Annotated in this window: 15 protein-coding genes; 7 read left to right on the top strand and 8 right to left on the bottom strand. The window is 69.5% G+C overall.

Translation table 11 applies throughout. The features are described 5' to 3' along the window. The 5 genes from AX692_RS11950 to AX692_RS11930 all read right to left on the bottom strand — a co-directional run. Nucleotides 1-1979, bottom strand: a 1979-nt coding sequence (locus AX692_RS11950) for an HWE histidine kinase domain-containing protein (protein WP_073977702.1), incomplete at its 3' end; no start/stop codon positions are given. Next, complete coding sequence (locus tag AX692_RS11945) at nucleotides 1976-2569, bottom strand: biliverdin-producing heme oxygenase (RefSeq protein WP_073973672.1); 594 nt, start codon at nucleotides 2567-2569, stop codon at nucleotides 1976-1978. The genes AX692_RS11945 and AX692_RS11950, both read right to left, overlap by 4 nt. Before the next feature lie 182 nt (nucleotides 2570-2751). After that, nucleotides 2752-3051 carry a polyhydroxyalkanoic acid system family protein gene (locus AX692_RS11940; RefSeq protein WP_073977339.1) on the bottom strand — a complete coding sequence of 100 codons (300 nt, stop codon included), beginning with the start codon at nucleotides 3049-3051 and terminating at the stop codon, nucleotides 2752-2754. Nucleotides 3052-3066: 15 nt separating this feature from the next. Then, complete coding sequence (locus AX692_RS11935) at nucleotides 3067-3882, bottom strand: hypothetical protein (RefSeq protein ID WP_073975730.1); 816 nt, start codon at nucleotides 3880-3882, stop codon at nucleotides 3067-3069. Then, nucleotides 3883-5094 (bottom strand): toxic anion resistance protein, encoded by a 1212-nt coding sequence (locus AX692_RS11930; RefSeq protein ID WP_073975729.1) that lies wholly within the window; start codon nucleotides 5092-5094, stop codon nucleotides 3883-3885. A 202-nt stretch (nucleotides 5095-5296) separates the two neighbouring features. Here AX692_RS11930 and AX692_RS11925 point away from each other — a divergent pair, with 202 nt between their 5' ends. The 3 genes from AX692_RS11925 (at nucleotide 5297) to AX692_RS20160 (ending at nucleotide 7510) form a co-directional block, all read left to right on the top strand. Next, nucleotides 5297-6796, top strand: a complete 1500-nt coding sequence (locus AX692_RS11925; protein ID WP_073975728.1) for a DUF389 domain-containing protein — start codon at nucleotides 5297-5299, stop codon at nucleotides 6794-6796. A gap of 145 nt (nucleotides 6797-6941) precedes the next feature. Continuing rightward, a complete protein-coding gene (locus tag AX692_RS11920) occupies nucleotides 6942-7298 on the top strand; it encodes a DUF4440 domain-containing protein (protein WP_073975727.1) in 357 nt (118 codons plus the stop codon). A 35-nt stretch (nucleotides 7299-7333) separates the two neighbouring features. Beyond that, entirely contained in the window at nucleotides 7334-7510 is a 177-nt protein-coding gene (locus tag AX692_RS20160) for a hypothetical protein (RefSeq protein ID WP_196489981.1), read from the top strand. A gap of 37 nt (nucleotides 7511-7547) precedes the next feature. Here the strand turns inward: AX692_RS20160 and AX692_RS19690 are convergent, their stop codons facing one another. The 3 genes from AX692_RS19690 to AX692_RS11910 form a co-directional block, all read right to left on the bottom strand. Continuing rightward, nucleotides 7548-7730 carry a hypothetical protein gene (locus tag AX692_RS19690; protein WP_155644830.1) on the bottom strand — a complete coding sequence of 61 codons (183 nt, stop codon included), beginning with the start codon at nucleotides 7728-7730 and terminating at the stop codon, nucleotides 7548-7550. Continuing rightward, nucleotides 7687-8382: a c-type cytochrome gene (locus AX692_RS11915; RefSeq protein ID WP_196491791.1), complete on the bottom strand. Its 696-nt coding sequence runs from the start codon at nucleotides 8380-8382 to the stop codon at nucleotides 7687-7689. The genes AX692_RS19690 and AX692_RS11915 overlap by 44 nt, the downstream gene beginning before the upstream one ends. A 278-nt stretch (nucleotides 8383-8660) precedes the next feature. Continuing rightward, a complete protein-coding gene (locus tag AX692_RS11910; protein WP_073975725.1) occupies nucleotides 8661-10394 on the bottom strand; it encodes a fatty acyl-AMP ligase in 1734 nt (577 codons plus the stop codon). Between the two features lie 142 nt (nucleotides 10395-10536). Between AX692_RS11910 and AX692_RS11905 the strand changes: the two genes are divergently transcribed. The 4 genes from AX692_RS11905 to AX692_RS11890 all read left to right on the top strand — a co-directional run bounded on the left by AX692_RS11905 (nucleotide 10537) and on the right by AX692_RS11890 (nucleotide 12753). Beyond that, nucleotides 10537-11199 carry a regulatory protein RecX gene (locus AX692_RS11905; RefSeq protein ID WP_073975724.1) on the top strand — a complete coding sequence of 221 codons (663 nt, stop codon included), beginning with the start codon at nucleotides 10537-10539 and terminating at the stop codon, nucleotides 11197-11199. Next, nucleotides 11193-11699: a DUF192 domain-containing protein gene (locus AX692_RS11900; RefSeq protein WP_073975723.1), complete on the top strand. Its 507-nt coding sequence runs from the start codon at nucleotides 11193-11195 to the stop codon at nucleotides 11697-11699. The genes AX692_RS11905 and AX692_RS11900 overlap by 7 nt, the downstream gene beginning before the upstream one ends. 9 nt (nucleotides 11700-11708) lie before the next feature. Further along, nucleotides 11709-12251 (top strand): MOSC domain-containing protein, encoded by a 543-nt coding sequence (locus AX692_RS11895; RefSeq protein WP_073975722.1) that lies wholly within the window; start codon nucleotides 11709-11711, stop codon nucleotides 12249-12251. A 70-nt stretch (nucleotides 12252-12321) separates the two neighbouring features. Continuing rightward, complete coding sequence (locus AX692_RS11890) at nucleotides 12322-12753, top strand: NADH:ubiquinone oxidoreductase subunit NDUFA12 (RefSeq protein WP_073975721.1); 432 nt, start codon at nucleotides 12322-12324, stop codon at nucleotides 12751-12753. Nucleotides 12754-12888 lie beyond the last annotated feature (135 nt).

Below are 12888 nucleotides of genomic sequence, written 5' to 3'. Positions count from 1 at the left end.
GGGCCGCCGCTCTCGCGCCAGCGCAGCGCGAGGTCGCCGAAGGCGGTGCGCGCGAGGCTGACCTCGACCCGCCCGGCGCGCGCCGAGAGACTGCCGTACTTGGCGCTGTTGGTCGCAAGCTCGTGCACGACGAGCGCAACGATGGTGTAGGCCTCGGGCGCGACCAGCACATCCTCGCCCGACAGGCACAGGCGCGCGCGCTGCGCGCCGCAATAGGGCGCAAGCTCGGCCTCGATCAGCCTGGCGAGGCTCGCCGGGCCCCAGTTCTTGGCGGTGATGTTGTCATGCGCGGCGGCGAGCGCGGCGATCCGCCCGCCGATGATCGCGGCGAAACCGGGCACGCTCAGCGCCTCGGCCTGCGACTGCGAGACCAGCGCGCGGATCAATCCGAGGATGTTGCGCACGCGGTGGTTCAGTTCGGCGATCAGCAGGTCCTGCTGCTCGGCCGCGCGGGCGCGCTCGCGCGTGAGATCCTCGCTCATGCGCAGGATCACCTCGATCAGCGTGCGGCGCAGGCGCGCGGCGATCTCGCATTCCTCGGGCGTCCAGTCGGCCGAGTGGCCGCGCACGGTCTCGGCCCAGGCGGCAAAGCTCGCACGCGGCTGGAGCATCTGGCCCGGCGCGGCGGCGGCTTTCCGCGGGTCGCCCGCCCAGGTCACGACCCGCTCCAGCGGGCGGCGCCAGAGCACCAGCGAATCGCGCGTGCCGCGCGACAGCGGCAGCACCAGCGCGCCCACCGCACGCCCGGCGAAGGCGGCGGCCTCGGGGATCTGGTCGGCGAGGCGGGTGGTCGAATGGGTCGCCCCGCCCAGCGTGCCGGCGAGGAGCGGCGCGAGGCTGCGGAACTCGGCTTCCGTCGGTGCCTCGCCGCTGGCCCGATACTCGCCGTCGGCGAAGAGCGAGATCCCGTCGTGCTGGATCGTGCCGCTGAGCAGCTCCTCGATCATCGGCAGGCTGTCGGCGAGCGTCACGCCCCCGGCCAGCCGCAGCAGCAGCCGGTCGTTGAGCTGCCGCGCGCGCTCGCGCAGCCCCTCGGCCTGGGCCACGAGGATGCGGTCGAGCATCAGCGAGAAGGTCTGGCTGAGCAGCTCGGCGACGGTGCGCAGCGAATAGGCCGGCAGCCGGGCCTTGCGGTGGTGGCACGAGATCATGCCCCACAGCCGGTCATGCCGCACGATCGCGATCGCGAGGCTGGCGCCCACCCCCATGTTGCGCATGTAGGCGAGGTGCATCCTCGAATGGGCGCGCAGCATCGACATCGACATGTCGAGCGGCTCCCCCTCGGGGCACAATGCGGGCACGACCGGCACCGCGGGCGCGTCCATGTCGGCGATGATGCGGAAGCGGTTGCGGCGGAACAGCTCGCGCGCCTGCTGCGGGATGTCGGCGGCGGGATAGCGCAGGCCGAGGAAGGGTTCGAGCGCCGCGTCACGATCCTCCGCGATCACCTCGCCGCTTTCGTCGGGGTGGAAGCGGTAGACCATCACCCGGTCATAGCCGGTCATCTGCCGCACCAGCCGCGCGGCGGTGTCGCACAGCGCGGTCACGGTCGAGGCGGTTTCGAGCTGCGCGATCACGGGGACGATCATGCTGACGTGATCGGCGAAGTCGTCGCGGGCGTGGGGCTCGAACTCGATCACCGAGAGCCCGCAGCTGCAGTGCATGGCGCAATCGAACGGCTGACCCGTGCCCGCCAGATCGAGACCGAAGCGGCGTTCGGGCGTGTCGTTACCGGCGAGGCTGGCGAGGGCATCGGTGATTGCTGCCAGCGCGGGAGCGGCGATGATCTCGGCGATCGGCGTGCCGGGCGGGGGCAGGGCGTCGAGGCCCAGCAGCGCGGGCAGGTTGGCCGAGACATGGACGCATCGCCCTTCCGCATCGGCGGCGATCAGCCCGCCGAAGCTCTGGATCGCGGCGATGTGGTGGATCGCCTCGCGGTCGCACTCGGAGAGCGCATCGGGGCGCTGGTGGAGGTTCATGCGGGCACGCGCTCCGGGGCCTGCGCGGCGGCGAGGAAGTGGGCGAAGACCGCCTCGGCCGCGCGGGTCGCGCCTGCGGCCTCGTGCGGGGCGGCGGGGCGTTCGATCCGGGCGCGCAAGGCTTGCCAGAAGGCCATCGCGCCATCATCGCCGAGGAAGGCGACGGGCCACGCGCCGCCGCCGATGCGGGCGACCTGCCGGAGGATCGCCTTGTTGCCGAGCGCCGATCCGGCCAGCACCCAGGCGATGCCGAGCGCCGCGCCCGCTTCGGGCTGCCCGATCGTGAACAGCGGCGCAGGCGGCGGCACCGCCGTGCCGAGCCGCGCCAGATCGCGCGCGATCAGCCCGGTCTGCGGCGGCGGGGCGAGCCCGGCGGGGGCGTGCACGGCGAGCCAGGCTTCGAGCGGCGCGCGGGCGGCGTGTTGCAGGGCGAGGAAGCGGGCATAGTCGGCGCGCGACTGCCAGCCGCTCGCCGCCTGCATCGCGTGATCGAGCAGGTCATGCGCGGTCATGGTTGCGGCGCGCAGGTGGGCGCGCAGGCTCTCGCCCGGCTCTGCCTCCGGGGCAGTCGCTGTGATGGCCGCCGGCATAGCCCGTCCTTCCCGCCCGAATCGGCCGTGAGGCCGAATTGCCGCATCATCAGGGATCCCGGCCCGAGTGTAAGGCAAAACAGGCTAAAACCTGTGTCAAATGTCTATGACACATGGCGGGGGAGCTGGCAATTGCGAAGGCTACCTAGCCGGTGCGCTGCCGCGCCGCTGCACCGCCGCCGTCAGGGCGCGAGGAGGCGTCCGCCTTCCTTCTTCACCGCCGCCTCGAGCGGGCCTTTCATCACCGAGAACAGGAGCGGCAGGTCCATCTCGATCACCACGTCGTGATCGCGCACCTCGACCCCGCCGGGGATGGTCTGGCCCATCACCACGGCGGTGATGCTCATGCGGTCCTCGGACGGCCAGTCGGTGGTGACCCTGGCGAGGCCGGGCGGGAAGAACCCGCCGATCTCGCCCGCGTGCTTGTGCATCCGGGCGCGCACCTCTTCCTTGGTGAGGTTGTGGGGGAGAGTGACGCGCATCGCTCGGCGCTCCTGCTAGCGGGCCTTGCCCGTGGGGATCGCCGAGAAATCGGGGAGCGGCACGCCGGTGTCGGGCATCGAGCCATCCTCCAGCGCCTCGGCCCCGCCATAGCGGTATTCGAGATAGCGGCTCTTGATCGCGAGATCGTCGAGCGCGCCTTCGGCCAGCCGCCGCGTGACCCGGTCGACCTCGCCCGAAAGCTTGGCGAGGCTGTCGGTGAGGCGCTGGTCGGCGGTCTTGCCGGCATATTCCTCGCCGCGCAGGTGCGAGGGGATCTTGCGGTAGTTGTCGATCGTCTCGGGGATGTATTCGCCCACCAGCTCGCGCACCTCGGCCATGGCGGGCTCGTTGTCGCCGAGGCCCTTCAGTTGCAGCCCGAGCGCATCGAGCTGCACCCCCAGCTGGTCGACCAGCGCCTGCGCGGGCGGGGGCAGCGCGGGGCGCTGGGCTTCAAGCCACAGCTCGGTGCGCGCGACCATCTGGTGCGGATTGCCCTGCTTGAGTTCCGCGCGCTGTGGCACCTTGACCTTGGGGAAGCTCGAGAACACCGCGACAGCGACGCAGGTCCCCACGATCACCGCCATCAGCCCCCAGAAGCCGATGCCGCTGAACATCGCGCCCGCAATGCCCGCGCCCAGCCAGATCGCAAAAATGGCAAGGGCGATGTTGCGAACCTTGGTCAGCAGGCTCTTCATCTTGAGCTCGGCCGAGCCCTTGCCGATGCTCTGCCCCCGCGGCGCGGGGCGGTGCGTGCCGCCCTCGCGCTGCACGGCGAGGCTGGTCTTGGCCTCGCGCAGGATGCGGTCCGAATCGCGGGTGGTGTCGGGCATTTACTTGTCCAGCGCCAGCAGCGAGGGCGTTTGCGAGGCGACCTTGGCCTGCGCCTGCGCCTGACCTTCGGCGCGGGCGATATAGCCCTTGGACTTCTCGACTTCGGAGGTCAGCACGGTGACGGTCTGCTTCATCGATTCGAGCGCGCGGACCTTGAAATTGTCGACCTCGTCCATCGTGTCGTAGATGTTCTGGAAGGCGCGCTGGAGCGTCTCGAGCGGGATGGTGCTCGAGGCCGCCTGCTCGTGGATCTGCGCGGTCTGTTCCCGAAGGAGCGCGCTGGTCGAATCGATGATGTCGCTGGTGGTCTTGTTGAGCGCCGTGATCTGGCCGAGCACGAGGCGCTGGTTGGTCATCGCCTGCGCCACGGTCACCGCGGTGCGCAGCGCGCCGACAGTGGTGGTGCTGGCGCGGTCGACGCCCTTGACCAGTTCGACATTGTTCTTCTTCACCAGATCGAGCGCGAGGTAGCCCTGCACGCTCACCGCCATCTGGGTCAGCAGGTCCTGCGTGCGCTGGCGGACGTAGAACAGCGCGCTCTCGCGCAGCGCCTTGGCCTTGGCCGGGTCCGAGCTGTCGAGCTCCAGTGCCTTGGCCTCGAGCCGCGCATCGAGCGTCTTGGCGATGTGGATCATCTGCTCCAGCTCGCCCATCGCCGCCCACAGCTTCTGGCGCTCGGTATCGATCGCCGCATTATCGAGATGCAGCTCCTTCTTGCCGCTTTCCAGCCGCTGGAGGATCGCCGCGATGTGGCCTTGCGCCGAGGTGTAGCTGTCGAAGTAGTTCTTGATCCGGTTGCCGAAGGGGATGATCCCGAGGATCTTGCGCGGGCCCGACAGCTTGCCCTGACGGCCCGGATCGAGATCCTCGACCGTGCGGCGCAGCTCGGCGAGGTCCTTGCCCACCGAGCCATCGGCATCCATCGCGCGCACCGGGCGGTCGAGGAAGCGGTTCGACATCGCGGCGGCGGCGCGGATCTGTTCCTGCCCCATGCGGGTGATCTGGTCGACCTTCTCGCCGAACTGCGGCGAATTGGCATCGACCTGCACCAGCTCGTCGACGAAGGCATCGACCTTGGTGTCGAGCTTCGACTTCTGCTCGGTGGTGACCGGCACGAGGCCGACGGCCTGCTCGGGCGCGACCTGGGGCACCGGATCGGGCGGCGTGAGCGAGAAGGGGGTCGCGGTTGCGGTTGTCGTTTCGGTGCTCATGCCTGCTCTCGTGCTCCCTGTAGCCCTGCCGCGGGCGGGCTGCTGCCCACTGTATTAGTAATCTAAGACACGCCTTTCAAGCGCGCGGGCGCATGGTAAGCCGGAAAGGGGGCGCGCGTCCACCGCGCCCGCAGCGGGGTTGGCAGGGGACGGAAGGGCGGGCTATCCCCGCAGGATCACAGGGCTGGCCGAAGGTGCACGCATGAACGAGACCACCGGGACCACCGGTCCGCAAGGCGCGCTCGCCGAGCTGCGCAAGTGGTGGAACGCCCATGCCGGGGGCGCGGTCGATCAGGCCGAAGTGATCGAGCGTCGCCGCGAGGAGGGGCGGCTGTCCGAGCACAACCTGTTCATGAGCGCGATGAGCGGCGGGATTGCGGTGCTCGGCCTGCTCCTGTCCTCCCCGGCGGTGGTGATCGGGGCGATGCTGCTTTCCCCGCTGATGGGACCGATCATGGGGCTGGGCTTCGCGCTGGCGATCGGCGATTGGGACTGGCTCAAGGCGTCCTTGCGGACCCTGGTGGTCGGAAGCCTGCTGGCGGTGCTGCTGTGCGCAGTCCTGGTATTCCTCTCGCCGATCCAGACCGTCACCGCCGAAATCGCGGCGCGCACCCGACCCAACCTGTTCGATCTGTTCGTGGCGCTGTTCTCGGCCCTTGCCGGAGCATACGCGATGATCCGCGGGAGGGAGGGCGCGATCGTCGGCGTCGCCATCGCCACCGCGCTGATGCCCCCGCTCGCGGTCGTCGGCTACGGCCTTGCCACCTGGAACTGGACGGTGTTCTCGGGCGCGCTGCTGCTGTTCGTCACCAACTTCATCACTATCGCGCTGACCGCCTTCGGCATGGCCAAGCTCTACGGCTTCGGCAGCGCCCTGAGCGCGCGCAACACCCTGTTCCAGAACGTCGCGCTGCTGACGGTGTTCGTCGCCCTTGCGGTCCCGCTCGGCTACTCGCTCCAGCGGATCGCCTGGGAGACCAACGCCCAGCGCATCGTGCGCGCGGAGATCCGCGCGCAGTTCGACGCGAACGCGCAGCTCGACGTGCTGGAGATGGACTACGCGGCCAAGCCGGTGGGGGTGCACGCAGTGGTCTTCACGCCGGTGCTGCGCCCCGATGTCGAGCCGCAGGTCGAGCGCGCGCTCACCGAGCGGCTGGGCGAGGCGATCAGCCTCGATCTGGTGCAATACGAGGTCGGCACGAGCGGCGCCGCAGCCGAGCGCGCCCAGCTCTCCCTGGCGCGGACCCGCGAGGAGCGCGAGGCGACCGAGCGGGCCGAGGCGCTGGCGCTGCGCATGGCGCTGGCCGCGGGCGTGCCGCCCGGCGATGTGCTGATCGACGCCGCGCGCCGCCGCGCGCTGGTGCGGGCCAGGGCCCTGCCGGGCGCAAGCCTTGCGACCTACCGCGCGCTCGAGGCGCGGATCGCAGCGAGCGAGCCCGACTGGCGGATCGAGCTGATTCCGCCGCCGGGGCGGCTGCCGCAGGCCATTGCCTTCGCAGCCGGCGAGCCGACCGAGGCCGGGCAGGCGGCACTCGCGCTCACCAGCTGGGCGGCACGGCGGCTCGGGCGCGGCGTGGTGCTGACCGGCCCCACTGCCTCCGCCGAGGCCGCCGCCGAGGGCCTGCGCGAAGCGGGCGTCACGGTCGAGACCCGCACAGATGCAGGACCGCTGCGTGCGGGCTGGGCCGAAGAGGCGGAGTAGCCGCCACGCACTCCCCGCCCGGCGCCGTTGGCGGGACAGCAGCCACCGCTCGTCCCGGAATGATGCCGCCGCGCGGAACGAAAGCCGCCGAACCCTGCTTCGAACGCCTGCAGCCCGAGGAGTGGGCAGCCTGAGGAGTGGGTCGATGGAAGATGCGCGGGTCTGGGATTTCGAGCGGAGCCTGTGGACGGGCGGTCCGGAGCACTATGCGCAGCTGATCGATCCCGAATGCCTGATGGTGCTTCCCGAACACCCCTACGTCTTCACCGGAGAGCAGGCGATCGCGGCGGTTCAGCACACGCCGCGATGGTCGGAGGTGACCTTCAGCGAGGATCGCGTGGCGCGTCCGCAGGAGGGATTGATCATCCTCGCCTACCGGGCCGAGGCCCGGCGGCCGGACCAGGCCTATGACGCCGTTTGCACGACCACGATCCGCAGGCTCGCGCACGAGGAGTGGCGGGTGGTCCAGCACCAGCAGACGGTGCCGCTCGCCGCCGGATGAAGGGCGCGCCCTTTCGCGCAAGAGGAGTTTGACCAATGGCCACCATTCCGCCGACCAAGCCCGATACGATCGAGCCTGACGCGCCGCCCGAACAACCGTCCCCGCGGCCGGACGAGCCCTTCGCACCGCCGCCGCCCGAAACCGAGCCGACGCCGCCGGATATCGACGAGCCCGGCCGCGGCCCCGACGAGGCTCCGCCACAGGAAATCTGATGTCGGGACCGCCCGGCCGGGCTGCGCTTGCGCCCTGTCAGGCGGCCAGATCGATCGGGACGATCTCGCCCGCAAGATAGCGCTTCTTCGCCTCGGCGCGCTCGAGCTTGCCCGACGACCTGCGCGCCAGGGTGCGCAGGGGGAGGCAGAGCGAGCCGAGGCGGACCCAAGCCTTGTCAGTTCCCGGCGACAGCCTCGGCCCGTGCAAGGAGGTAGCCATGCAGCTGCTCGACTTCGTTTTCGGTCAGGCTTGGATACCTCTTGCGCGCGGTTTCGCTCATGACGGGTAGATCCCTTCCGCCGATCGCCTTGCCCGTTCGCAGCAAGATGCTGAAATCGCTGGCCGAGTATCCAGCCGTTACAAGAAGGTTCGGCGCCTTGAGCGCGCCATGACTGCCATTCAGGTCCGCGCCGTGGCATTCCGCACAGGTCGCCTCGGCGAGGCGGCGACCCTCTTCGTGCCCCTCGATCTCGGCAGCTCGCAGCAGAGCGTCTTCGGCAAGTGTGTCCGGCTCGTTGCGAAGCTTGCCCAATGCGATTCCGAGGCGGCCAAGCGGGCCAAGCGAAAAGGGCGGACGATCGCTTCCACGCGGGGACAGCGTGCGCAGATAGGCCAGCAGGTCCGCCGTCTCGCGGTCGGTGAGCAGCCGCAAGCGGGAGGAGGGCATGATGAAGAGCCCCGTGCCATCCGGCCGAAGGCCGTCGCGAAGCGCAGAGGCGAACTGGCTGTCGCTCAGCCGCGGCACGACAGTGGTGAGGTTCGAAGCATACAGGGTCGCCACCCCTTCCTGCGAGAACATCACCTTGCCGGTGAGATCGTCCCCATGGCAGTCGGTGCACCCCAGAACCCGCGCCAGCCGCGCGCCTTCCACCGCGTCCCCCGGCGGATGGGAAAAGCGGGTGGCAGGGACGTAGGTCTTTGCAAGGCGGGCCTCGCTGAGCCCATAGACAGCGGACGAAACGAGCGCGATCAAGGAGGCGAGGCCGATCGCGGTCCAGCCGAAAATCCGGCGCGCCTTCCCCATGTCATTCCCCCAAGCGACTCGAGTGATCGCAGGGTCATTCTACCATGGCGGGGCAGTTTGCCTCAACGGGCCTGCGGCTGTGCTGGCGAGGACTGGCGGAACCGCAAGGCGCCGCGGGGCCAGTCTTACGCCGCCAGCTGGATCGGGACGATCTCGCCTGCGAGATAGAGCTTCTTCGCCTTCGCCCGCGACAGCTTGCCCGAGGACGTGCGCGGCAGGGTTCGCGGCGGCACCAGTTCGACGATGCAGCTCATGCCGGTGACCGAGCGCACCTTGTCGGCGATCTGGTCGCGCAGGCGGATGCGCTCTTCCGGGTCGGAGACCTTGCAGTGCACCAGCACGGCGGGCGCTTCCTCGCCGTTCTCCATCTCGATCGCGAAGGCGGCGATGTCGCCGTGGTTGAAGCCTGGGAGCTGCTCCACCGCCCACTCGATATCCTGCGGCCAGTGGTTCTTGCCGTTGATGATGATCATGTCCTTCGCCCGGCCGACGATGAACAGGTAACCCTTGGCGGTGTAGCCCATGTCTCCGGTGTCGAGCCAGCCGTCGACGAGGCAGTCGCTGGTCGCTTCCTCGTTGCGGAAATAGGAGTGCATCACGCTGGGCCCGCGGCACCACACCTTGCCGATCTGGTGATCGCCGCGGGTCTCGCCATTCTCGCCGCGGATCGCGACCTCCATGTCGGGGAGCGGCTTGCCGCAATTGACGATCGCGCGGTAGCGGGCGGGGCGCGACAGGTCGCGCGGCGCGCCCGAGAGGCGCTCCTCCTCGACCAGTTCGACCCGGATGCCTTCGCCCGGCGGCATCACCGTCACCGCCAGCACCGCCTCGGCAAGCCCGTAGGAGGGGGTGAAGGAGGAAGCCTTGAACCCGGCCGGCGCGAAGGCGTTGACGAAGTTCTGCATGACGTCGGGGCGGATCATGTCCGCGCCGTTGCCCGCCACCCGCCAGCGCGACAGGTCGAAGCGCTCGGCGACATGGCTCTGGCTCGAGATGCGGCGCGCGCAGATGTCGTAGCCGAAGGTCGGGGAATAGGAGAGCGTTTTACCCGGATTGCGGCTGATCATGTCGAGCCACGCCAGCGGGCGGCGCGCGAAGGCATCCGGCTTGATGTAATCGGCCGAGACCTGGTTGGCGATCAGCGACAGGAAGCAGCCGACCAGACCCATGTCGTGATACCACGGCAGCCAGCTGACGCAGCGGTCATTGGTGCCGAGGTCCATCGTCTCGGCATGGCCGTAGAGGTTGTGGAGGAGCGCGCGGTGCGTGACCGCGACGCCGGTCGGGAAGCGGGTCGAGCCGGAGGAATATTGCAGGTAGCAGATATCGTCCGGGCTCGCCTCGGGCAGGGTGCAATCGGGCGCGGGGCGCTGGCCGAAATCCTGCCAGCTCACCGCCTCGCAGCCCTGCCGCGCGGCCGCAGCCCCGGCCATCTCGGCGATCTCGCCCGGGTAGATGAGGATCTTCGGATCCGCGCTCATCAGCTGGATCGCGAGCTGGTCGATATAGTTGTCCTTGCCGCCGAAGGTGGTCGGCAGCGGCAGCGGCACCGGCCAGGCGCCGGCATAGACGCAGGCGCAGAACAGCGCGGCGAAATCGGGGCCGGTCTCGGCGATCAGCGCGACGCGGTCCTCCTTGCCGATCCCGCCCGCGATCAGCCGGCGCGCCATCACCAGCGCATCTTCGCGCATCTCCGCATAGGGATAGACCCGCGCGAGTTCGCCGCGCATGTCGTGGAAGTTGAGCCCCTTCAGGCTCCGCGCGGCGTAGTCGATCGCTTCGTTGAAGGTTGCAAATCGCGCACGGATTCGTGGCAGGTCGCAATCATTCGGCGTCGGCGTCAGGGCGGCGTCGGTCATATTTATCAGCGATACCCGTAAGTTGCGGCGCGGTTCATGGTGCTGGCCCCTTCGCGCTCTGGCATAACCCCGTGTCGCCGGGCATAGTCCGGCGGCGTTCTTGTTGCGCATTTGATAAGGAAAGTGGCACGAATAAGGCGAAATGGTTTCAGGTAAAGCGAATTCGTCATCGCCCCGTCGCGAGAAGGGGGAGGATCGCGGCCCCCGCGGGCGGCGCGAGCAGCGGGCCAAGCCCCCGCTGACCGAGCCCAGCCTGCGCGATCTGGCGCTGCATTACGCCGCCCGCTTCGCCTCGACCGCCTCGCGGCTCGAGGCCTATCTCCTGCGCAAGATCAGGGAGCGCGGCCTTGCCGAGGATGAGGGCGGGCAGGCGGTCGAGATCGATGTCCCCGCGCTCGTCGCCCGGCTGGTCGCGCTCGGCTATGTCGATGACGATGCCTATGCCCGGATGCGCGCGCGCGACCTGGGCGCGCGGGGTTATGGGGCGCGGCGGGTGGAGGAGAGCCTGCGCCATGCGGGCGTCGGCGAGGGGCTGCGCCGCCACCACGCGCCGGGCGAGGTCGCAAGCCGCCGCGCGGCGGTTCTGATGGCGCAGAAGCGTCGGTTCGGCCCGTTCGGGTCGCCGGCCGAGGGGCGCGATCCCCTGTCGGAACGCAAGGCCCACGAAAAAGCCGTTGCAGCAATGCTGCGCGCAGGCCACCAGTACGCGCATGTGAAGCACGTCCTCGCCGCGCGCGACCTCGCCGAGGTCGAGGACTGGATCGCCGAGGCGCAAGCGGCCGAAGGGATGGACGACGAATGGTAAGGCATATTCTGGCAGGCGCCACGCTGGCACTCGCACTCGTCGCATGCTCGCCCGGCACGAGTGCGACCGCCTCGGCGCAGGCCCCCGCGAGTGCCGAGGCGGTGCGGCACCCGGTCTCGGGCCTGCGCGTGATCGACCTCGTGGTCGACCGCGGCGGCAAGAAGCTCGCCTTCAAGGTCGAGCTCGCCGACACCCCGGAGGCCCAGGCGAAGGGGCTGATGTTCCGCACCGAGCTCGGCGATTTCGAGGGGATGATCTTCCCCTCCGACGTGCCCGAGGCGCGCGCCTTCTGGATGAAGAACACGCCCCTGTCGCTCGACATCATCTTCATCGGCACCGATGGCCGGGTGCAGAACATCGCGGCCGACACCAAGCCCTATTCGCTCGATTCGGTGAAGTCCGACGGCATCGCCAGCGCCGTGCTGGAACTGCGCGCGGGGCGGGCGAAGGCGCTGGGGATCGTGCCGGGGGATCGGGTGAGCTACACGCTGCCGCAATAGCGCCGGGCCATGACCGCACGCGTGATCGCAGTGGCCCGTGATGCGGGGCATCACTTCTCCAAGGCGGTCGTGCCCGAGATCGAGGTCGTTGCGGACCTCGGGGTCGCAGGTGATGCGCACAGCGGCATCACCGTGAAGCACCGCTCGCGGGTGAGGGCCGATCCCTCGCAGCCCAATCTGCGACAGGTGCACCTGATCCACGCCGAGCTGTTCGAGGAGCTCGGCGCAAAAGGCTTCGGCGTGAAGCCGGGCGATCTGGGCGAGAACATCACCACCTGCGGGATCGATCTGCTCGGCCTGCCGCGCGGCACGATCCTGCGCATCGGCGAGACGGTGCGCCTGAAGGTCACTGGCCTGCGCAACCCCTGTGCCCAGATCGACGCCTTTCAGCGCGGGCTGCTCGCGGCAGTATTGGACAAGCGCGCGGACGGCACGCTCATCCGAAAGTCGGGCATCATGACAATCGTGCTCGCAGGCGGCGCGGTGCGTCGCGGCGATGGGATTGCGGTGGAACTGCCTGCCCCGCCGTTCCTGCCGCTCGAGCGGGTCTGATCCGGATTCGCTTTCCAGTGGCCATCTTCCACCTTGGCGCTCCCCGCCAATTCGGCTAGGCGCAGCCCCCATGGGTATCCTCGCAAAGATTTTCACCTGGTGGGACGGTGCCACCATCGGCACGCACCTGTGGGCCAGCCGCGCCAAGGGCGAGCATGTCGGCACCGACGCGGCAGGCAACAAGTATTACCGCGCGCGGCCGAAAGCTGCCGCCGCCAATGACGGCTCCTACACCAGCCGCGAGAAGCGCTGGGTGATCTACAACGGCGCCAATGATGCGAGCCGCGTGCCGTCCGAATGGCACGGCTGGCTCCACGGCACCTATGACGAGGTGCCCGAGAGCCACCTGCCGCCGCCGCGCGTGTGGGAGGTGGACTACACCCCCAATGCCACCGGCACGGCGGCCGCCTATCGCCCGCAGGGCTCGCTCGAGCGCGGCGGCGTGCGTGCGCGGGCGGTCGGCGATTACGAGGCGTGGACCCCGGGCGGCGCGGACAGCTGAGGCGCTTGCGCGTGAAGGCTCTCCGCCTCGGCATCACTCTGGCGCTCCTGCCGGTGCTGGGTGCCTGCGACTACTTCGCACCGTCTTCGGGCGAGGCGGTGCGAAGTAGTCGCAGGCACCCAGCACCGGCAGGAG

Origin of the sequence: Erythrobacter donghaensis (assembly GCF_001557325.1) — a bacterium.
Taxonomy (GTDB): domain Bacteria; phylum Pseudomonadota; class Alphaproteobacteria; order Sphingomonadales; family Sphingomonadaceae; genus Erythrobacter; species Erythrobacter donghaensis_B.
This window is presented reverse-complemented; position numbering and strand designations above follow the sequence as displayed.